Raw genomic sequence first — 22300 nt, forward strand, 5'->3', positions numbered from 1 at the left:
TTGCACACAGTACTCGATCTCGTCCGCCGTGTAGACTCGTTCGAGAAACTGTTCGCCGTGCGTTTCGATCATCTTGGCGATGCGAACCGTTTCGACAATCTCGGAACCCGTAGCAATGATCGGCATAAATCAATGAAGGCCGGCGGGGACCGGCCACGGAAAGCGGCAGAGATGTTCGCGTGGGACCGCTTCGTCGCGTAAGGCGAGAAGACGGGCGCGATGGGGAGCCGCTATTTTAACCCAGCCGCCTTCTGCGTGCGCAGCAACACCTCGGCGGCAACTGACCGTGCCCGCTCGGCACCTTTGACCAATACTTCCCGGACATAGTCAAGGTTTTGCTCCAAATCCGCTCGGCGTTGACGGGCTTCGTCAAAGTACGCTTCGCTGGCTTCGGCGATCGCCTTTTTGACTTCGCCATAACCGAACCCGCCACGTCGATACATCGCGGCCATTTCGTCGCGCTGAGTCTGATCGGCGAACAGCGAAAAGAGCTGGTAAAGGTGATCGCCCTCGGGCTCTTTGGGATCTTCCATCGCTCGGCTGTCGGTGGTGATCCGCATGATCTGCTTACGAATCTTTTTGACTTCGCCAAACAACGGCAAAGTGTTGTCGTAGCTCTTGCTCATCTTTTCGCCATCGGTGCCGGGCACCTTCGCGCTATCGTCCAGCACGTTGGCGTTGGGCATAACGAACGTCTCGCCGAACTGGTGATTGAATCGACCGGCGATGTCGCGGCAAACTTCGATGTGCTGCACTTGGTCGGCACCGACAGGGACGAGTTCGCTGTCGTAAGCCAAGATGTCGGCGGCTTGCAGGACCGGGTAGGTGAACAGGCCCGCATCCGCCGCGATCCCCTTTTCGACCTTTTCCTTGTACGCAACGCAGCGCTGCAGCAACCCCATCGGCGTCCCGCTGAGCAGGATCCAGCACAGCTCGCTGACTTCGGGAACATCAGACTGAACAAACAAGGTCGCTTGATCGGGATCCAACCCCAGTGCCAACAGGTCCAACGCGACGTTGATCACATTGTCACGCAGTTGGTCCGCGTCGCGGACGGTGGTCAATGCGTGCAAGTCGGCGATGAAGTAAAAGCCGTCGTTCTCTTCCTGCAAATCGATGTATTGCCGAATCGCGCCAAAGTAGTTTCCCCAGTGAGGCCGCCCGGTTGGTTGGATGCCGGAGAGAACACGTTTCGATTTGGACTCGCCCATGAGATGAACTTTGGTACGTAACAATTGAAAGGGGAACGATGCGGATGGCGTTTTGACATCAGCCAGCATGGTCTTCGTCTTTTATTGACGACAAACAACAACGCTTTCCGAGGCTTGGCGCGAAGGCGTGATTGTGGGGAATAACGCGTCGCATTTAAAGAAGGGGTGAACGCAAACGTACAGCAGCGACCTTCAGCGCGAAATCAATTGTGGTCGCGAGATCCGATCCGACCGGAGCAATCAATCTGAGTGCGCGTGTCAAATGTGGCGTCGTTTTTTCCCGTTTTTGCCACAGTTTTTTGTTCGATAACGACAGCCTTTTCGCAGTTCTGCAAGTCCTCGCAGATTGCGAGGCTTCCCATGCCCCCTAAAGTCTACGCAAACTCTAAATTTTGCCCGTTCTGCTTGATCGGCTTGGTGGGACCGCTATCTTACTGATGCATCGGAGCCGAATTGTGCGGCATCACCAACCAGTAGGATCGGAGGGAATATACAACAATGACGCGTTTTCGTTTTTCGGTCTGTTTCGCGATGTTGGTCGCCGCGACAGGCTTCACTGAATTGGCGAATGCCCAAGGCTCGTCAGGCGGTTCCTCCGGCGGCTACGCTAGCTCTGGCGGCAGCAGTGGTGGTTGGGTGAGCTTCGGTTCCTCGGGTGGCTATGGATCTTCCGGCGGATATGGTTCGTCCGGCGGCTACGGCTCTTCTGGCGGTTACACCGCTGGATACGCTAGCAGTGGCGGCGTTTCGGTCGGTCGTGTCGGTCCCCTTCGTCGCTTGGCAGCACGTATCCACGAACGTCACGCGGCACGCCACGCGTACTACGGAGCATCCTCCGGTGGCAGCAGCGGCGGTTCGTCGGGCGGCAGCAGCGGTGGTGTTGCGATTCAATACATCCCGCAAGCGAGCAGCGGCGGAAGCTCCGGTGGCAGCAGCGGTGGCGTCCATCAGGTTTCGGCCGGTTCGCACAGCGTCCCGATGAGCTACTACGGTTCGACCGACGGATACGAATCCTCGTCGATCGAAACCTCTTACCGCAAATACGCCACTCCGGGCAAAAGTGTTGTGCAATCCGCTTCTGAAGTGGAGAGCCCAGAAGCGTCGAGCGAAGACACCTACACGGCGGAAAAGCCAGCCTTGGACGATGACGCCGCTTTGTTGGTCGTCGCCGTTCCCTCGGATTCGGCTACCGTCCTGGTCAACGGACATGAAACCACCAGCGAAGGTTCCGTCCGCAAATTCATGTCTCGCGGTCTGAAAGAAGGTTACCTTTACACCTACGTGGTCAAGGTCACTTACGACCATGAAGGCGAATCCAAGACCGAAACCCGTGAGGTCAAACTGCGTCCTGGTGACAACGAGCAAATGGTTTTCGAAGCTCCCGCGGCAACTCAGACCGTGGATGCCCAACCGGCTGAAGAAATGAGTGCTTCGACCGCCCCTGCGAGCGAGCCACTGGTCACGGTTGTGAAGTTGCACGTTCCCGCTGACGCGGTTGTCAACTTGGCCGGAAACGACACCAACGGCAAGGGCAGCGTTCGCACGTTCCGCACCACACAGCTGGAAGCAGGACAGCGTTGGACAGGCTACACCGTTCGAGTGACGATGAACGTTGCTGGGCAAGAAATCAGCCGCTCGAAAACGATCGATGTCGAAGCCGGCACGACCAACGAGCTGAACTTCGAGTTTGACGAGAACAACGTCGCACAGCGTTAATCGCGTCCAGCGACAGAGTTAATTGCGTCCAGCGATTGGCAACCAATAACGAACGCCCGGCTGATTCACTCGGCCGGGCGTTTTTTGTTTGTCTGTATCAAACGGAACGGCTTCTGATCAGATTCCCATTTGGGACAAGATGTCTGCGATCCGACCGACAGTCATCGTCAGTTGCGGGTGCGACTCCTGAAACGAAGCCGTTTGCTCCTGCATCGAACGGGCGAGCGATCCAGAATCGACATCATTTTCATCCAACGTCGACGCGATCTCATCGACCGCCTGACGCAATCGTGCGGCCTCGTCCGGTTCGAGGTCCTGAATCGATTCCAAAGTCGAATGAAGCTGCCTTAACGCTTCGTCCAAATCTTTTCGCATTGCCTTACGCTCGTAGAGAAGATGGCACCGAGTCCGAAAACGAAACGGCGGTGCATCGAGTACAAATGGCGGGTCATCCCACTTCCACAAGTATACACGTCCACTGGATTTCGACAGTCCCGCCCGTACCGAAAGACTTCAGCGGCACGAGCTCGGACGAAATGAATCAACGAACGGGGATCGCGATCCGGTTAGCGACCGAGCGAATGTCTGCGATGATCGCCTGACAAGCGACACGGTCCTGTGCGGCTGCTTTCAGTTCTAGGGCATGGGTCGGCTGGACGAACTCCTTGAACCCGGTATTTCCACCGGTCCCGCGCAGCCAGTGTGCTAATCGGCCCAGTTGTGTCCAATCACCGACGATCAGAGCTGCTTCCATCTCGTCCAGCTTCGCTTCGAGGTGATCGACGAATTCGATCACAATGTCACGAAAGTCTTCGTCAATCGCGAGCAAAGTCGATAAGACAGGTTCCTGATCCGGAAGATGCATTTGCCCATCACTTGATTCCTGCAGCGGTTCATTCGAGACATCCAGTGGTGGAACCAGGACGATGGAACCGACCAAATCGATCCTTGAAGCCAAATGATACAACTGGCGGATCAATCCGTCACATTCGCTCTCACGAGCCGCCTCGGCAGCGTGTTGCAGGTCACACGACGGCTGTGTGAACTGATCAAATCCGGCGCTACCGCCGACGCCTTTCAACCAGTGTGCCTCACGTGCCAAAGTCGGCCAATCTCCGGCGACAAACAGCTCTCGCAATCGCGGTAAGCGTTGCTGGAGGACTCCGATGAAGTCTTGGGCAATTTCCAAGAACTCTGGATCGTCGAGCGGATAGCCGCAAACGATCGGGCTTTGATCGGTAAAGTCATAGCCGCCGTTTTCGGCACCACCGTCTGCGGAGACGGTATCGTTCATTCCATAATGAATGGTCTCGCCGGCTGGCGGCGATGTCGACCGTTCCTGAATCGGCTCGGAAGCATGCTCCGACACGTCGGTCGTCGGCTGACCGATTGGTTCGAAGGCGGCTGCGATCATCGCGGGATCGCGTTTGGAGAGTTCCTCCGCGATGGTTGCCAAAAGCAAATCAATCTTGATTGGTTTGGAAAGAAAGCCGCTGCAACCGGCAGCGAAACACTTTTCTTGGTCACCTTGCATCGCGTTGGCAGTCAAGGCGTAGATCGGCGCGGTGTAACCCGAATCGCGTAGGGTGCGTGTCGCAGTGTATCCGTCCATCACAGGCATTTGCATGTCCATCAAGATCACATCGAAAATGCGATCGGTGGCCTCGTCGACGGCGAGCTGTCCGTTCTCCACGGCGATGACATTTGCACCGGCCTTTCCCAAGACCAACTGCAACAGTTTGCGGTTGGGCGAACCATCGTCGGCGACCAGAATGTTGCAGGGTGGCAATTGCTGGACGTCTTGCTGAACGGCCGCGCCGGAGGTGAGTTTTCCGATTTCCACGGCCGGGTCGATCCATTGGAAATCGTCTTCCTTGCCGATCGGAAACTCGATCGTAAACGTCGTCCCTTTGCCGAGTTCGCTGGTCAGGGTGATGTGTCCGCCCATCGCTTCGGCAAGTTGCTTGCTGATCGCCAATCCCAAACCGGTACCGCCGAACCGACGTGTGATCGAGGTGTCCGCTTGCTGGAACGGCTCAAAGACTTTCGCCTGAGCTTCTTCGGAAATTCCGATACCGGTATCTGTCACATCGATGGCAAGTGACCAGCGTCCTCCGGGAACTTCCGAAGGAACGGCACGCGCGACAACACTGACGCTTCCTTCGTCGGTGAACTTGATCGCATTGCCGGCAAGGTTCATGATCGCTTGACGCAGACGGACGCTGTCGCCTTGGATCTCTTTGGGAAGTTTTCCTTCGCCACTAAACCTCAGTTCGATGTTCTTTTCGTCTGCTTTGCTTTTCAACAAGTTGACGACGTCCTTGATAATTTTCAGTGGCGAGCAGGGCCCAGATTCGAGTTCCATCTGCCCGGACTCGACCTTCGACAAATCGAGAATGTCGTTGATCAATGCCAACAGGTGCTCGCCGCTGCCGTGGATCGTATCGAGGTACTCTTGGCGGTCGCCTTTGGAGGTATCAAAACCACGTCGCAAGACGTCGGTGTAACCCAAGATCGCGTTCATTGGGGTACGAATTTCGTGGCTCATGCGTGCCAAAAATTCGCTCTTGGCTTGGTTGGCGTCGTCCGCTTCTCGTTTCGCGATCGAAAGGTCTCGTTTTGTTTCTTCGAGTTGCGTGACATCGTCGAAACTGACCAGGACGCCGCGACACTTGCCTTCTTGACCAAGGACCGGCGACGCGTTGGCGATCAACACGCGGGCCGGCCGATCGGGAAGGTTCAATTCGATCATCGAACCGGCGACCAAAGCCTCTTCGTTGACAGCCTTCATCCAGGGCGTTGTTTCAACCTTCGAAAGGTTCCAACCCAATTCGTCCGCGTTCTGTCCCAGCAGTTGTTCGCTGGGCCGTTCCAGCCAATCGGAGAACGACTGATTGGCGAGCACGACGCGTCCTTGACGATCCAAAACCAACAACCCTTCGGCAAGTGAGTCGAGAGCGTTGCGAACGCGTCGAGGAACCGTTTTCGATGGATCCAAATGCGACAGCATCTTTTTCAGATACAACTGGAACATCACAAAGCAAGCAACCGAAACGAACGCGGTCAGCTGCATCCAAGGGTCCATGATGGTGCCCAGCCAGCTGTTGTCGACAATCGGTTCGAAGCACAGTTCGACGGTCCCCCACTTTTCTTTGCCACGACGTATCGGGACTTGGATGTGTGTGTCGGTCGAGCGTGATGATTCGGCGACGGGCCAGTTTTCAGTGTGTTTGCCGAACTCCGACATCAGCGTTCCGGACGAACGGCGGACTCCGGCAGACAGAAGCTGGTCGTTTCGATTGACGACGGATTCGAGCATCGCGTCCAGACGACGAATCTCGTTGCGCGACATGTATTCGGAACTGACCCAAGCGAGGTTTTCGCAAAGCTTGGCGCGACCTTCGCGGACCGCGGACAGTCGTTCCGGAACAATCCCGAGCAACATCGCTGTCGAAATCGCAGACATCAACAAACAGATCAGTCCAAGCGTGATCCGTGTTCTGGCATGTAGCCGTAGAAACTTCATTCGTGTACTCCCCCCGCCTCTGCCGATTCATCGCTGCCTTGTTCGGCATCGCGTTCGGCCTGTTTTTTATCGATGATATTTTCGAGCGAATCGTCGTCGGACTCGTCCTCTTGCCCTTCCAAGTCGCTGAGCACCAACAGCGGGTCGACGAAGCTCCATGCCGGCAGATGGGCCAGCAAGCTTGTCGCCAACAATCCGCCGCGAACGGTCCAGACGACATAACCGACCGACAGGGCGCTACTGAATCCGGCAAAGGAACCGGCCATCACGAAGGTGGCATCGGTTGGCTGATTGATTTGTTGTTGCACCTTATCCAAGTCGTCCCAAACGATCTTGCTATCGAATTCGCCCCAGGCCGATGCGGCCATCGAAATCGAACTGTTGCGGATCGCCAGACGTCGACGCGCGACATAGTCGCCGCCATGATCGGCGCCGGAATACTCGTCGACTTCGCCGGCATCATCGCTCGACACTAAAACCGTTTCGCTCGACAAGTCGTTCGATGATCCGTCATCCTTGGATTCGACAATCTGTGGTGTGCTATTCGTCGTCGGTGTGCCAGTCGTCACCGCGGGTGTGGTGACGAGCGTGATCGGTGCGGGTTGGTCCGCGCTGGAATCCTGTGGAGGTTCTAGAGCGGTATCGCTTGACGGCGGCTCAGCTCCCACGACGGCTGCGTCAGCGGACGGAAGCGTCGGTGGCAAGATCGGCAGCGAGACAAAGATTTGCACGGTCGCTGGAGAACTTTGGCTCGTCCCATCGAACGCGGCATAAGTGAACGTGATCAAGCCGCTGGTGGTGTTCGATGGCTGATAGGTAAAACTGCCGTTGGAGTTGAATTGCAGTGACCCTGACGCGGGGCCGTCGATTAGGACAACCGATAGCGAATTGCCTTCCAGATCGAAGTCGTTTTGCAGCACCCCATTTCCATTGACAGTCAATACAGAGTTCTGCGTCGTTTGGAAACGATCATTGACGGCGACCGGCGGATCGTTGACAGGCTGAACGTTGATGGCAACGTTTTCGGTCGTCGTCGAAACGGAATCATCCGCTGTGATTTGCAGCAAATCACTGCCGTTGTAGTTTGAGGCACCGACATAGTTGATTCCGGTCGAAGACAGCGTCGTGTTCAACTGGCTGAGCGTCGACCGGACGACGACCGTCGACGAATTGTTTCCTGACACTTCGGTCGCGGTCACGCCGGATGCCACCAAGGGATTGATCCGGAGTTTTCCGTTGGACACCGAAAACGTGACTTCGATAATTCCAGAGCCGAGGTCTGCATCGGAAACCGAAATTCCAGTGATGTTTAGCACCGTGTCTTCGTTCGCCGTTTGTGCACCGGGAACGGTAATCGCGGGCGCATCATTCACGGCGCCGATCTGGATGGTCGAGGTAACAGCGCCGGAGTCAGCTGTCCCATCATTGGCAACAAAGGTTACCAAGCGATTGGTGGTGGTCGGTGTACTGGAAGTGTTGTTGTAGCGAACCGTTCGTAAGACCTGTTGGTAGTTCGCCACCGAATCGGTCCCCGAGAGTGTCAGCACTCCGGCCGCATAATTCGCAGAAATCGACGTACCAGTCGTGTCGGCTGCGAGTGTTTCCAGAGCACCGTCGCTCGGGTTGGTGATCGTGACCGTGATCGAAGACAAAGTCGAATTGTCAACATCACTGACCAACGCATCACTTGCATCAGTAATTAAAACCGATCCGCCAGCTTCTAGAAAACTTGTCAGGTAATCGCCGCCGGTTGCGGTGCTGGAATCATCGGCATCAAGATCTAATTCTGGTGCGTCGTTGATCGCGGTGACGTTCAATTGGATCAATCCGTCTGCCGGTCCGTCAGCCGTACTGTCCTCGATATGAACGGTGATCTGTGAGTCTTGATCGTTGTCGGCGGTCGGTGAAAACGAAACATCAGCCAATGCCGCATTGACTTCGGCAACCGACCCGGTGATTTGCCAAACACCTGTCGAAGAATCGTAGGTGCTCGACGTAGATCCGTAAGTGCCCGTCGTGAGTGAACCGGTCGCCGGCAAGTTAATGGTTAGCTTCGCGGTGATTTGGTCCCCGGCATCGGCATCTGAAACAACAATATCTCCGATCGCGACGGTTGAGTCGTCTTCGTTGTAGTTGATCGTCTGGGTGGTGTTGGTTGCTGTCGGAGCGGTATTCGACGAAATCACCGTGACCTGTGCGACAGGGCTAAAAACGATCGACCGTGGATTGTTCATTCCGCTGGAAAAGGAATCGAGAAAACTCCCTGTGGCGTCATAGCGGAGCACCGAATCGGAATCTTGGCTGGTAACGTAAAGGTTTCCGTCAGGTCCGAACGTCAACATCCACGGCTTATTCAGACCTCCACTGCCCGAAGTGACGAAGGTATCGACAAACGCACCCGTTGTCGCATCAAACCGCAGCACTTCGTCATTGTTGTTGGAACTGACATACAACCGACCATCGCCGCCGATCGTGGCAGAGATAGGTTTATCGAGGCCCCCGGAACCGGCACTGACGAATTCATCGATGTAGGCGCCGGTCAATCCGTCAAATCGCAAGATGTTGTCAGACTTGTTGCCGACGACATAAAGGTTCCCATCGCTACCGAACCAAATGTCAGTGGCACCATCGAGACCACCTGCGCCGGAGGCGACAAACACATCGATGAAGTTGCCGGTGCTGGCGTCGAATCGCAGCACGCTGTCGTTATCATAGTCGGCGACATAAAGATTACCGTCACGCCCAAACGCCAAGCCCGCCGAGTTATTCAGTCCGCCGCTTCCGGAGGCGACGAATTCGTCGACCCAGCCGCCGGTGTTTGGATTAAAACGCTGAACGTTATCCGAGCCCCAGCCACTGACATACAGCAATCCATCTTTGCCGATCACCATATCGGTCGCGCGATCAAGCGAGACCATTCCGCCGAACGATGTTTCGAATGTCCCCGTCAAGGCGTCGTACCGCGTGATCGGATTGGATGCTTCGCCACCGACAAACACGTCGCCTTGGTACCACAACCCGTCTTCGTCTGTTGCGCTGACCAAAATGTTGTGCGTCAGTCCTTCGACCGCATAGGTGTGCGTCACTGTCGTTGACGCTCCCGAGTAAACCGTAATTGTTCCGTCGCCCCAATCGACACGCCAACTGCTGACGGTATCGTCACCGGGATCGACGGCAGAAAGATTGAGTGTGTAGGCATTGCCTTGCAACACACTCGACGCTCCAGTGGCGGTCACGACCGGAGCGGTATTATTAACCGTTACGGTTGCCGTTTGCGTCGCGACGCCGCCCTTTCCGTCATCAACTTGAAGACCAATGGTGTAGGTTCCGTCGTCATCGATTCCAAAGCTTTGCAGGGTCGCCCAAGAAATCGTCGCGATCGCTGTGGTTGGCTCACCCGTTTCGCCAAAGACTCCGTCGTTGTCCAAGTCCCACGCATAGGTCAGCGTGTCCCCATCGGAATCTGTCGAGTTCGACCCGTTGACGGTCAAACTGTCGCCTTCGGCAATCGTATAGGGTGCACCGGCACTCAAATCAGCGGTCGGATCATGATTGAGGTTCCCGAATTGGCGGAGGAAGACGCCTTGAGAATCACTATTCGATGTTTGATCACCTTCGCCGCTCCATACGACCACGACATTGTTGACATCATGGATTGCTACCGAAGCATTTTCTTGATCACCGGTTGTCGAAATGCTGACAGATTGCTCGGTACCGATCTTTGATCCCGATGAACTAAATGCTTGGAAGTAGATACCGGTTCCGTCTCCATCGGGCCTTTGATACGCCACGACAATGCGGTTGCTCGCATCGGAACTGATCGACGGCAATTCCGCATTGCTATTGGATGTCACTTGAACGGGCGTCGGCAGTGCTCCCGAATCGGGGATGACCCGAAGCCAAACGCCTTGCGAAAGCAGGGCTTCTGACCGATAAGCAATCACATAGTCGTTGTTCGACAACATGCTAACGACTGCTTGGTGACGTACCCCTAAACCAGCATCAAGATTTCGCTTCGCTTCAACGGCCGACATCGAACCGAAGTCATAGCGAGTTCCCCACATGTCACTTGAATCATTCCACACGACGGCATAGCGTCCGGCCTGATTGATATCGACAGCCACATTGGTCGCATCTGCATCGCTGTCGATTGTGACCAAGGAAGTTGCGATCTGATCAAGAGTTGGTGTGGACGTAAAGTCGAACGTCCGTGCATAGATCCCTTCACTCGGCCCATCGCTTTCCCAGGCGATTACGATCTGGTTGTTGTCATTGCTCGCGATGCTTACGCCATGTTGATTCCCAGATTCCTGAAAGGTATTGACCTTGATATCGTTGATGTCGGTTGCATTGCCAGATGCATCGAACCGACGCACAAAGATACCTGTGCCATCGCTATCCGCTGAAACCCATGCGATCGCGAATCGGCCCGATGTATCCATCGTTACCACGGGATCACTTTGGTCCCCGACATCGTTCGCACTGATGCGAGTGCGAGCGCCGAGAAAATTCCCGTCGGCATCAAAGCGTTGAAAGAAAATGTCCGATCCGTTATTCGACGGGTTCTTGTCGACCCATACGACAACGGAATTTCCATAGCCATCGACGGCGACCGATTGATGGGGCGTTTGTAGCTCTTGGTCTTGTCCTGAGCTGCTATAGACACGAAGTTCGCCGGTGGAATCGATCTCCGGTGTCGCCAACAACCCCGCCCACGATGCGTTCGCGAAGCGAGTTGAAAGTCCGTGTGTTTCCGTTTGCCCGATGACGTATTCCAGGTCCCAGTCGCCACCAAGTGATGCCGCGCCGGTATCGTCAGTGGATGCCGCCAAGTCCGCGCCGGTCAATTCCGCGATCGCTTCGAGCATCGTTCTGCCCGATTCCGTTTCAGCTAGTTCACAGCCATAGATCAATAGGTCAGCTTGTTCTGAAAGTGCCGAACGCCAACTGGCCAGTTGTCCCGCATAGCCATCGAGACTGTATTGGTCGAGGACACTGTCGCCTAGGATCAACTTGCCATCGTTGCCGTGCGAGAGCAGGTGAACCGCATCGACGTCTTGATAGCCTTCCAAAATCTCGCTGATCTGTTCGACACCATCTCGTGACGGATCGAGCAAATAGATTTGCAATTCGGTCGTGGCGTCTGACGTTCCGATGTCGGCAAGTAACGTTTGATAGTCGTCGACAGATGCGTCGACAAAGACCAATTCCAGACGCTGTTTCTCGGCGGCCGCATCCGATTGTGTTTGAGAGTCCGCCGACGAGGTATCCGGGGCGGCACTGGTTCCGTTTGAATCGGATGTATCGATCGTTGTCGGTTCGGTCACGACGACTTCGATCCCCGCCGTTGGATCGTCCACCACCGCCGGGGCGACCGGGGTCGCACTGAACAACAGCCGAGGGCTGAGTTCGGCAACATCGAGCGTTGTCGCGCGGTGCAATATTGGGGACTGTTTTCTGGACCAGAACATTTCGAACGATTCGATTAGGAAAGAAAATTCGCAATCGCTGAAACTTAGGTCAGTTTCAATCGAATTCGGCCTTTGACGCCGTTCACAAGGTAGGGAGCAAAGCGATCGGTCCGGTTGAGCAGGTTGGTACGACTGGTCAATGCATACGAACTCAAACGACATTGCATCGCCGATTATGAATCCCCACAGGAGACGGGAGAGTTTTCCGCCTGCGAAGCATGGAGGTGTACCGATGATTCCAGGGCGTTGGCGACGGCCACCGCTCAACAAGAGGCGTCTTTCCAGGGAAGGATTCGCGACGTGTTTGCCCGGTCTACTATCACGATTTTGACGCTTGTGGCCTTCGTGTCACCTGTATCGATCGGGCATGCGCAAACACACTCCCGGCCGCCCTCTTGGGTCTTCGAGGCGGAACTTGTCTCTGATGGCCCCGCTTCACCAGACACGACTAGGAAGAGTGAATTTTCGACGCTCGTTCAGCAGGACGATACCTTAGCGTTGCCGCCAGAACCGAACGGGGCTTCGCCGCCAAAACGCTTGCCCAGCACTCGTACACAGCCCAGCACTCAGACACAACCGCCAACAACCAATCCCGCGGCTGTCAATTCGCTGGCCCCCACGTCTTCGCTGAACGTCGACACGGACGCCGTCAGAAGCTATTTCCAGCACCCCCAGCAAACTCTGGGACTGCCAGCAGATTACCAGCCTTGGTGGCAAGGGATCGCGACGATTCCGTTGCATTTGTCAGAGAACACGGTCCAGGTCGATGGCGACACGTTGATTTTAGAAGCGCTCCGGCACAGCTTCCGCATCGCGGCACTGCGTGAAGACGTGACGATTGCGAATACGGGGATCACGCGTGCTGCTGCCGAATTCGATCCCACTTCGTTTGTCGAAAGCAAGTTTGTCCGCACCAGCGTTCCCACCGGCAGCACGCTCGACGCGGGATCGGGCGTGCCACGACTCCGTGAAGAAGACTTCCGAGTCAATGGCGGTTTGCGTCGAAAAACACAAGCTGGCGGTCAGTTCGAAGTCGGCCAGCGGTTCGGACTGTTGGACAGCAATTCGCAATTCTTTACCCCTCAACAGCAAGGCAATTCGCGTCTAACGCTGAGTTTCAATCAACCCCTGATGAAGGGATCGGGGACCGCAATCAATCGCAGCTTGATTGTGCTGGCCAACCTCGACACCAACATCAGCCAACAACAAACCACCGTCGGAATACAGAATCATCTGCTCGCGATCCAGGAAGCGATGTGGAATCTGTATTACCAACGAGTGTCGATGTTGCTGCGAATCCGTCACTTGCAACAAGCCAGTTCAATTCACAAGTGGCTGGTTGAACGGCGTGGATTGGATTCGATGCTCAGTCAAATCAAACGTGCGGAATCGGCGATCGCGTCGCGCAGTGCTGAACTATCGCGTGCCGCGACGTCGATTCGAAACGCGGAAGATCAATTGCGAATGCTGGTCAATTCGCCGTTGCTAACTTCCGACCGAACCATCGAAATCATCCCGATTGTGCCTCCTTCACATGACCTGTTGCCTGTTCGAATGGAAGACGCAATCGTGACCGCGCTGCAAAGCCGCAACGAAATTGTCGAACTCGGTTACGAACTGGACAGCGCCCGTGTGCGACTGAATATCGCTCGCAACGAATTGCTACCGGCCTTGGATTTGGTTCTGGAAACGTACATGAGCGGTTTGCGCGGTCGCTATGACGTGAGTGGTTCATGGTTGGATCAGTTCAGTCGTGGTGAACCCAGCTACGCCGCAGGTCTGAATTTTGAAGTCCCGGTCGGCCGCCGTGCCGCCTGCGCTGATGTTCGCCGCCGACAAGCACAGATTCGACAGCTGAGCAGTCGCCTGAATGAAACAATCGCCAAACTGGAAACAGAGGTCGCCAGTGCGGTTCGTGAAGTCGATACGAGTTATCGCGAGTTGACTGCCCGGTATATGGCGATGCAATCGTCCGCACAGTACGTCGATCTGGTCTCGAATCGGTGGCGTGAGCTCCCCGGTGAAGGCTACTCGGCCAACGCCATGCTGGATGATTTGCTTGACGCTCAGGACCGATTGCTGAACGAGGAGGTCGCGTTGGCCAATGCACAAGTCGACTACGTCCTCAGCACAATCCGCATGAAACGTGCAACCGGAACTCTTCTGGAAATTCAGACGTCAACTGATCGACAACCTGACGCACCCGAGCCGTTTTAAGGACTGGGGAAGACATCTGTGACCTAGGGTTTGGCTGATTTTGCTCCACCGAAGCCAGCGACGATTAGGTCAACCGAGATCCGGGCCCCAGCATGTACGACTTGCGACGTAGCCAACCCCACTTTTCTTGCTCGCGTTCGGCGTGGAGTTGGCATCACGTATTGTTGGTGCTGGTCTTTGCCGCGACCACCACAAAGAGCGACGCCAGCGAGGTCGAAGGCTATTCCGAGCCGTTTCGGATTGTCGAGGTCGCTTCCGACGAAACGGGAGTGGTCGAATCGCTGATGTTGCGGCAAGGTGATTCGGTTCGCGAAGGCGACCCGATCATGCGATTGAAGAGCGACATGCATGAAGCCCAATTGGCGATCGCGAAACAGCAAATGACAGTCAACGGACGTCAACAAGCTGCCGAAGCGGAACTCGAGCTGACACAGCTTCGTCTGCAAAAGATTCGTGAGCTGAACGAATCAGGCCATGCGCGTGTCGCCGAAGTCGTCCGCACCGAAAACGAATACAAAGTCGCGATCGCCAATTTGACCGCGGTCGAAGAAGAACTCGAAACCCGGCGACTGGAATACGAACGATTGGCGACGCAGCTTGCCCGTCGAACGTTGCGTGCCCCCTGCGATGGCGTGGTGACGGAACTGCTCCGAGAACAGGGCGAGTTCGTCGCTCCCAACCAACCTCAAGTTCTGACCCTGGTCCAGCTTGACCGCTTGCTTGCCAACTTTGCGTTGATGCCTTCGCAGGTATCGACGTTGAAAATCGATCAAGCCATCGACGTTCGCTTCACCGATTCGAATCGAAAAGTAAAAGGAGCGGTGTACTTCATCTCCCCCATCACGAATGCAGAAAGCGGGACCGTTTTGGTGCAAGTGGTCGTCGACAACTCCGATGGCCAACTTCGCAGCGGGGAACGCTGTTCGATTTCGTTGGGAGACTGATTTCTGTTGGGCACTCGCACAGATTTTGTGGGCGCAGGGGTTGTGAACGGCCTGGGAAACGCCACCCCGACGAACGAATCGATCCCATGGGTCAATTCTCCACGGGACGTTCCGAGTACACAAAGCGTTTCGAATCCCGAGGCCTCGCTCCCGCATTGTGCTGCTCCAGTTTGGGCCGAAGGCGTGCTCGGATTGCTCGAACGACACACGATCGATTGTGCCGTGGTGGTGCTTTACCACGCCGATTCGAAAGACGCCGAACCTGCGATCACGGTCCTGCGAGAATCTTCGTCGTTCGAAACGACCGGCCGCCATTTCCGGCAGCTTTGTACGACTTGCAAACAGGTCGCCGAAGACCAGCAACCGAGACATCGCAAAGAACTTTCACGCGACTGCGACTTCTATGCGATCCCCGTTCAGCCCGATTCTGCGGACTGCCCCGTGCTGGGATTCCTCTGCGTCGGAGACCGCGATGCGGAGAACACGCTGTTGAAAGGTATGGCGATCGCAAGCCAGTTCGGTCAACGACGTCTTCAACAAACGCTCTTACACACTCAGCAAGTCGCAGAAGCTGCGGCGGCAATCAATGAAATCGCCGTCAGCGCACTCAAGGCATCCAGTATCGAGGACGCCGCACAAGTGATCGCCAGTGATTTGGAACGCCACTGCGATTTCAAACGTGTGATCATTGGACGCAAACGAAAGCCAACAGCGCAGTGTGAAATTCTGGCGGCGAGTGATGTCGCTAACATTGAAATTGGAGGCGCACAATACACCGCAATCCAAAAAGCCTTTGACGAGGCATTGCTGCTGAACCGGCCGCTGGTCATCAGCCCCGATCACAACGGGAATCAGGAGACACAGCAACGAGTCTCGCAATTACTGGGCGACACGTGCGTCATCACTCCTTTCGCGGATGAATCAGGCTCTGCTGTAGACGCCGGCGCCTCCGCCGTCATTCTCGGCACTGTCAAACCGAATGCCGATTGCAAATCACCGCAGCACTTTCTGTCTGCATCCGCGCCAGCGTTCTCCGCTGTCTTCCGAGCGATTGAACAGCGTCCGCGTCGCACGATCTTGCGACGGACCATCCGCTCGCTAACGACACGACGTGGCCTCTGCACCGCGATTGCGGTATTGACCCTTGCCGCGTCAATGTTTCTTCCATACACACATCGCGAGACCTGTCCGGCCGTCGTCGAACCGGTGGTCAGACGTTTTGTGGCAACACCATTTGACGCAACGTTGCTTCGCTGTGAAGTTCAACCTGGCGATCATGTGCGGCAGGGCCAAGTGTTGGCGGTACTCGAGGATCGGCAGCTGCACTGGCAACTCGAGTCACTGCGTGCGGAATACCAAAAGGCTCAAAAGACCAAGGACGCAGCGCAAGCGGTCCGCGACTTTGCGAAGCAACGCATCGCGGAACTTGACATGCAAAAAGCGATGGTCGAAATCCGGCTGCTGGAAGATCGACTCGACGAACTTCAGGTTTGCAGCCCGATTGATGGGATCGTTGTCGCCGGCGACCATCAACGCAGTCAAGGTGTCCCCTTGCAAACGGGCGACACCCTGTTCGAAATCGCACCGTTGGAAAACATGATGTTGGAGTTTTCGATCGCCGAACATCAAGTCATGCATGTCGATCTCGGTGCAGTCACGCAGATTCGTCTGGATGCGATCAGCGAAGAAGGCTGGGAAAGTCAGGTCCAAACGATTAGCCCACAAAGTGAGATTCGCAACTCAGAAAACGTCTTCATCGGGGAGTGCCCGATTCCGCAATCGCATGTCGAATTACGGCCCGGCATGACCGGCACGGTCTCGGTCGATTGCGGGCGCCGCGCAATGGGTTGGATTCTCTTTCACCGACCCTACGAAGTGTTGACACGTTGGGTGTGGTAACCAAATGAGTCGACTGAACCAACCTTCGCCGGAAGACACCGACCTCGTCCATTTTGCGAGCGATGAAAGTACGGTTGTGGTGACGATTCGCCATGACCTGATCACCTCGGTGGAACAAAGTGCGACCGGCACGTGTGTCATCATGGAGGATCCGGTCTCGGCGAAACACTTTCGTCTGGGGCGAAACGAGTATGCATTCGTCAGACTTTTGGACGGGCGAAAGACATTGGCGGAAGCCTTTTCGGAGTTTTCACTGCTGGAACCCGGCCAGCCACTGAAGCTGAACGATGCAAGTGAGCTTTGCCGCTGGATGGTCACCAACGAACTGGCGCACACAGTCAATTCGAAGCACGCATCGCGACTCTTGAAATCGAAGTCCGATCGAAAGGTTCGCCGAGCGAAAGAACGTTCCAACCCACTGTCGATGAAGCGATCGCTTTTTCAGCTGGACGCGGTCGCTACCATCGCCAACCGCTGGTGCGGCTTTTTGTTCTCAGTGAAAGGGACGCTGATCGGTTTGCTGTTGATGCTGCTGGCACTGCTGATCGCCGGCTGCAACTGGCCGGCATTGCTGCGTTCGAATGAGCTCGTACTTTCGCAATCAGGTGCGGCGATTTTATTTGCGGTCACAATCGCCCTGAAGATTCTGCACGAGTTCGGACACGCGATCGTTTGCAAGCGATATGGCGGGCGTGTCGGTCAGCTCGGTGTTTTGTTCATCTTGTTCGCCCCCTTGCCCTACGTGGATGTTTCGGCGGTCTGGGGATTTCGCTCGCGCTGGCAGCGCGTCCATGTTGCCTTGGCAGGGATGTACGTCGAATTGGTCACCGCCGCGATCGCCATCATCGCTTGGTCGATGACCAATGATCCGATGATACGTTACTGGTGCTATTCAGTTGCCTTGTCCGCAAGTGTGATGACCTTGCTGTTTAATGCGAATCCGTTGATGCGATTTGACGGGTACTATGCATTGGCAGACGCAATGGGTTGGACAGACTTGTATGGTGACTCACAAAAACAGCTTTCTCGGATCGCGCGTCGTGTTTTCTATGGCGACTCAGTTTCGCAAATCGAAATGTCGTTTGCGATGCGGTGTCTCATCACAATCTATGGGATCGCTTCGGCAATCTGGAAACAATTGATCTGCGTGCTGCTTCTGATCGCTGCCGCAAAACTGTTTCATGGTGCAGGTATCGTCATCGCGGCGGCTGGGATGTTCGCCTGGATTGCAGTTCCGATGGCACATCGCTTCCGTCAATTCTTCGACCGTTCCCGATCGCAGCGACGACGCTGTGCGACGATCATGTTGTGCGGTATCACGTGCCTCGCAATCGTCCTGTGTGTGGGGCACTCACCGCTGCCTCTGACGGCACCGGCGATCGTTCAGTATGTCGCCAACGATGTCCTTCGCAGCGACGCGAATGGATTCGTCAATAGCATTCACGTCACTTCGGGGACCAAGGTCAAACGTGGCGACTTGTTGATCTCGCTTCGCAACCCAACCCTGGTCTCCGAAGCGGAAAAATTGGCGATCGAAATCGAGAAAGCCGAACTGGAGGTTCGTCGTCTGATGTTGCAAAACGAGCATGCGGCATCACAAGCCGAATCGGCGAGATGCGACGCGTTGGTCGAACAGGAACAGAGCGTACGCGAACAAATCGAAGCCTTGCAAATCCATGCCCCACACGACGGCACGATCGTGGCGCGACAGATTGAACGCAAGCTCGGCACGTATGTCCGGGAAGGCGACGAACTGTTGGTTGTCAGCCGCGACGGCAACAAAGAACTTCGCGCGATGGTGCCGCATACCGTGTTGAAACCTCTGCTGGAACGAATGCAACAAGCAGTGCGATTTCGAATCGAGGGTCAATCGACATCACAAGGTATCCTGGCACGGATCCAACCCCGAGCTTCGGAAACCTGTCCGTACGACGCGTTGCTGTCGACCAACGATGGTCCGCTTTCGGTCCGCCTGAATGACGCCGACACGGACGAGGGTGTTTCCAGCCGTTTGGTCGAGCCGCATTTCGAAGCGGTCATACGTTTGTCAGCCGAAGACGCCAAAAAGCTTCTCGCAGGACACCGGGGCTTGCTTTCGGTCGGTGACAATTCGGAGTCCTTCGCCGATCTGATCTGGCGGCACGCGGAATCCGCCTGGAGAACCTCTACGGACTAAAGACAACATCATCCTCCGAGGGGAGGGTGGTGCAAAACCGCACATCGACTTAGGTCAAATTTGACGATTGTGCGTCAATTCGAAGTGAACTGCGTCACATAAAACGACGACAAACCTCCAAATTTCTGCGATGGCATAGCCGTGACATAGATTTCTTTGATCTCCGATTTTTCGGTGACCGAAGCAAAGTTTTCAGATTTCCGGATGAACATTTCCAGCCCTCCTTCGCCAAATCATACTTCGTCAACCGTCGTGGTCGGTCAGGCTACCGGTGCGGGCGGATTGAGAGGTCCAAGGGCAGAAGTGAAGACAGGCCCGGAAGTGAAAACCGGGCGGGTGATGATTGTTGATGACGAGCCGATCAACATCAAACTGATCCAAAAGTTTCTCAAGAGTTCCGGCTACAGCGAATTCATCACCAGCACGGATTCCCGCGAGGCGCTTGACCTCGTTCATCGGCAATGCCCCGACATTATCATTCTCGACGTGATGATGCCGCACGTTTCCGGATTGGAGATTCTGGAACAGGTTCGATCGGATTCAAGCATCTCGCATCTGCCGGTCCTGATCGTGACCGCATCGACGGAAGAACAGACGAAGATCGAAGCGCTTGAACTTGGTGCGACAGACTTTTTGCACAAGCCCGTCAAACCGACCGAGTTGCTTCCTCGTGTTCGCAATGCGCTCGTGGTCAAAGAACACCACGACCAAATGGTGGCTTACTCCAAGCGTTTGGAAGCTGAAGTTGCGCAGCGGACAATGGACCTTGTTCAGTCCCGTGAAGAAGTCATCCATGTGCTCGCCTGTGCGGCCGAATACCGTGACCGCGAAACGGGGAACCACGTGATCCGCGTCGGTCGTTTTGCCGGATTGATCGCACGACAACTCGGCTGCGCCGAATCAGACGCCAAGTTGATCGAGTTAGCCGCGATCTTGCATGACGCAGGCAAAATCGGAATCGCCGATTCGATTTTGCTGAAGCCGGGCAAGCTATCCGAAGAAGAATTCCAGATGATGAAACGTCACTGTGAATACGGCGAACGAATCCTAAAGGCACAACCAGCCGAACGCGGGCGCAATCTGCTACGGCAACATGGCATTACCACTCGATCACCGGTGCTTCGCATTGCCGCCGTGATCGCGAGAACACACCACGAGCGTTGGGACGGGTCGGGCTATCCGGACGGCCTTGCCGGTGACGAGATTCCTTTGGTCGGACGGATCACAGCAGTCGCCGACGTATTCGACGCACTAAGCAGCAAACGTTGCTACAAGGACGCGATGCCGTTTGAAAAGTGCATCGAGATCATGCGTGCCGAACGTGGCAAACACTTCGATCCCAAAGTCCTCGATGCATTCTTGGCCGCCATCGACGAAATCACAGACATCGTCGTCAGCTTGGCCGACAAATAATCAATAGCCCATCGCGGTTAGCGTTTGGTAGGCGATCAGCGAACCGCCATAAGCTAACAACGTCATAAACCCGAACTGGAAACCGGCCCACTTCCAACTGCCTGTCTCGCGTTTGGTGACGACTTGTGTTGGCAAACACTGCATCGCGAGCACGAAGAACACCAACAAACTGATACTGGTTGCGGTCGTAAAGACCGGAGTACCGTCAGGCTTCGTTTGACGCCGCAATGTTTCGATCAGGCCGCCATCTTCGGCACCTTCTTCGCCCAGTCCGTACACGATCGAAAGTGTCGAAACGACGACTTCTCGTGCGGCAAACGAGGTAACGATCCCCACATCGATTTTCCAATCGAAACCGAGTGGGGCGAAGACCGGCTCGATCACTTTTCCAACACGACCGGCAATCGAATATTCAAGCTGTGCGGCGGCTTGCTGCATCTCGTCCGCCGGCATTTCGCTTTCAGGCATCTTGGGATAGGTCGCCAACCCCCACAGCACGACGGAGATCAAGAGGATGATCGTTCCGGCTTGCCGCAAGAACACGATGGCTCGGTCCAGCGTCGTCAACAATGCGTTGCGTAAACTTGGCAAGCGATAGTTCGGCAGTTCCAACACCAACGGTGCCGCTTCACCGGGAACGATCGTTTTCTTCAGCAAAAACGCCGACGACAAGGCCGCCGTGATTCCCAGCAGATATGCAGCCGCAAACAAAACCGATGCCCTCATTGGGTCATCGCCAAATAAGAGCGCCGTGACCATCACATAGACCGGCAAACGTGCCGAACAGGTCAATAGCGGCAGTACCAAAATCGTCACCAAGCGGTCACGCCAATTTTCAATCGTGCGAGCAGCCATGATGCCTGGGATCGCGCAAGCATGCGCCGACAGCATCGGTACGAACGCTTTGCCAGGCAATCCGACACGTCGCATGACGCGTTCCATCACAAAGGCACCGCGAGCCATGTAGCCGGAATCTTCCAGCAGTGTGATCACGAAGAACAAGATACAGATTTGCGGCAAGAACACGACGACTCCCGCCGTACCGCCGATCACACCATCAATGACCAAACTGCGAAAGTCATCAACCGGCAACACCGCGACAAGCAACGCTACGGCAACCGCAATCGATGCCGACCACTTGTTCCACTTGGTCTCGTTCAGCCAATAGGCGAGCGCAAAGAGTGCGAGTGTTCCGCCAATCGCTAGCGGGTAATACAACACGGCGTTGGAGTTGTCGGTCGGCAAGGCTTGGTCAGCCCATTCGCCAACCATACCGAACACCGACTCGATCACGTCCATCGGCAACCCGGCCAATGAAAAGATCAAGAAGAACACGCCCAACATCACCGCCAACAGGGCGAATAAGCCGAGCGCCGGCGAAGTCAGCCAACGATCCAGCCAAGCGAGTTGAACCTGCCCACGAGTGCCTTGGCGAACGGACTGATTGGTAACGTCATCGGCCCACTGGAAACGCGCCGAGAACGGACAGCCTTGGCATCCCGCAACGCATGAACCACGCGAGATGGGCAACGGTTTCTGCTCAGGCTGTGTCAGCTCGTAAATCGCTTCGCGAAGTTCCGCCAGTCCGCGTCCCTTGCGAGCGCTGACCGGGATCACGGGGCAATCGAGCTTCTGACGCAAAGCATCGAAGTCGATCTGCGTTCCATTCGCTTCGGCCGAATCGATCAAATTGACCGCGACGAACCTGTCGCGAACGCTCGTCCTCG

The 22300-nt window shown here is 55.6% G+C and carries 12 protein-coding genes; 6 read left to right on the forward strand and 6 right to left on the reverse strand.

Annotated features, from left to right (window positions below; genetic code table 11):
- Positions 1-230 precede the first annotated feature (230 nt).
- Positions 231-1211: a tryptophan--tRNA ligase gene (trpS, locus tag CGZ80_RS12000; RefSeq protein ID WP_094414668.1), complete on the reverse strand. Its 981-nt coding sequence runs from the start codon at positions 1209-1211 to the stop codon at positions 231-233.
- A gap of 498 nt (positions 1212-1709) precedes the next feature.
- Between trpS and CGZ80_RS12005 the strand changes: the two genes are divergently transcribed.
- Positions 1710-2927, forward strand: a complete 1218-nt coding sequence (locus CGZ80_RS12005) for a TIGR03000 domain-containing protein (RefSeq protein ID WP_233148378.1) — start codon at positions 1710-1712, stop codon at positions 2925-2927.
- A 117-nt stretch (positions 2928-3044) separates the two neighbouring features.
- Here the strand turns inward: CGZ80_RS12005 and CGZ80_RS12010 are convergent, their stop codons facing one another.
- The 4 genes from CGZ80_RS12010 to CGZ80_RS28985 all read right to left on the reverse strand — a co-directional run bounded on the left by CGZ80_RS12010 (position 3045) and on the right by CGZ80_RS28985 (position 12091).
- Positions 3045-3302: a DUF4404 family protein gene (locus tag CGZ80_RS12010; RefSeq protein WP_094414650.1), complete on the reverse strand. Its 258-nt coding sequence runs from the start codon at positions 3300-3302 to the stop codon at positions 3045-3047.
- Positions 3303-3468: 166 nt separating this feature from the next.
- Positions 3469-6453, reverse strand: a complete 2985-nt coding sequence (locus tag CGZ80_RS12015; protein WP_094414652.1) for an ATP-binding protein — start codon at positions 6451-6453, stop codon at positions 3469-3471.
- Positions 6450-11924: a DUF4347 domain-containing protein gene (locus tag CGZ80_RS12020; protein WP_158222671.1), complete on the reverse strand. Its 5475-nt coding sequence runs from the start codon at positions 11922-11924 to the stop codon at positions 6450-6452. Before CGZ80_RS12020 ends, CGZ80_RS12015 begins: the two co-directional genes overlap by 4 nt.
- Positions 11925-11968: 44 nt before the next feature.
- Entirely contained in the window at positions 11969-12091 is a 123-nt protein-coding gene (locus CGZ80_RS28985; protein WP_255407707.1) for a hypothetical protein, read from the reverse strand.
- Positions 12092-12422: 331 nt separating this feature from the next.
- On the opposite strand from CGZ80_RS28985, the gene CGZ80_RS12025 reads away from it, so the two are divergent.
- The 5 genes from CGZ80_RS12025 to CGZ80_RS12045 all read left to right on the forward strand — a co-directional run bounded on the left by CGZ80_RS12025 (position 12423) and on the right by CGZ80_RS12045 (position 20573).
- Positions 12423-14141 carry a TolC family protein gene (locus CGZ80_RS12025; RefSeq protein WP_094414656.1) on the forward strand — a complete coding sequence of 573 codons (1719 nt, stop codon included), beginning with the start codon at positions 12423-12425 and terminating at the stop codon, positions 14139-14141.
- 92 nt (positions 14142-14233) lie between these two features.
- Entirely contained in the window at positions 14234-15085 is an 852-nt protein-coding gene (locus CGZ80_RS12030; RefSeq protein ID WP_094414658.1) for an efflux RND transporter periplasmic adaptor subunit, read from the forward strand.
- A gap of 6 nt (positions 15086-15091) precedes the next feature.
- Positions 15092-16984 (forward strand): efflux RND transporter periplasmic adaptor subunit, encoded by a 1893-nt coding sequence (locus CGZ80_RS12035; protein WP_233148379.1) that lies wholly within the window; start codon positions 15092-15094, stop codon positions 16982-16984.
- 4 nt (positions 16985-16988) lie between these two features.
- On the forward strand, positions 16989-19160 hold the full coding sequence (locus CGZ80_RS12040) for an efflux RND transporter periplasmic adaptor subunit (protein ID WP_094414662.1): 2172 nt from the start codon (positions 16989-16991) through the stop codon (positions 19158-19160).
- 303 nt (positions 19161-19463) lie between these two features.
- The gene (locus CGZ80_RS12045) at positions 19464-20573 is read left to right on the forward strand and encodes an HD-GYP domain-containing protein (RefSeq protein WP_158249842.1); all 1110 of its coding nucleotides are present in this window, start codon (positions 19464-19466) and stop codon (positions 20571-20573) included.
- Here CGZ80_RS12045 and CGZ80_RS12050 read toward each other — a convergent pair.
- Positions 20574-22300 (reverse strand): ferrous iron transporter B (locus CGZ80_RS12050; RefSeq protein ID WP_143543890.1); only part of this gene is annotated, 1727 nt, incomplete at its 5' end.

It is taken from the genome of Rhodopirellula sp. MGV (assembly GCF_002251265.1).
GTDB classification, from domain to species: Bacteria; Planctomycetota; Planctomycetia; order Pirellulales; family Pirellulaceae; genus Stieleria; species Stieleria baltica_A.

Excerpts from the sequence above, each read along its gene's own strand:
- CGZ80_RS12030 (WP_094414658.1), top strand. The coding sequence starts at position 14,234 with ATGTACGACTTGCGACGTAGCCAACCCCACTTTTCTTGCTCGCGTTCG.
- CGZ80_RS12005 (WP_233148378.1), top strand. The coding sequence starts at position 1,710 with ATGACGCGTTTTCGTTTTTCGGTCTGTTTCGCGATGTTGGTCGCCGCG.
- CGZ80_RS12020 (WP_158222671.1), bottom strand. The coding sequence starts at position 11,924 with ATGTTCTGGTCCAGAAAACAGTCCCCAATATTGCACCGCGCGACAACG.
- CGZ80_RS12010 (WP_094414650.1), bottom strand. The coding sequence starts at position 3,302 with ATGCGAAAAGATTTGGACGAAGCGTTAAGGCAGCTTCATTCGACTTTG.
- CGZ80_RS28985 (WP_255407707.1), bottom strand. The coding sequence starts at position 12,091 with ATGCAATGTCGTTTGAGTTCGTATGCATTGACCAGTCGTACCAACCTG.
- trpS (WP_094414668.1), bottom strand. The coding sequence starts at position 1,211 with ATGGGCGAGTCCAAATCGAAACGTGTTCTCTCCGGCATCCAACCAACC.
- CGZ80_RS12040 (WP_094414662.1), top strand. The coding sequence starts at position 16,989 with ATGAGTCGACTGAACCAACCTTCGCCGGAAGACACCGACCTCGTCCAT.
- CGZ80_RS12015 (WP_094414652.1), bottom strand. The coding sequence starts at position 6,453 with ATGAAGTTTCTACGGCTACATGCCAGAACACGGATCACGCTTGGACTG.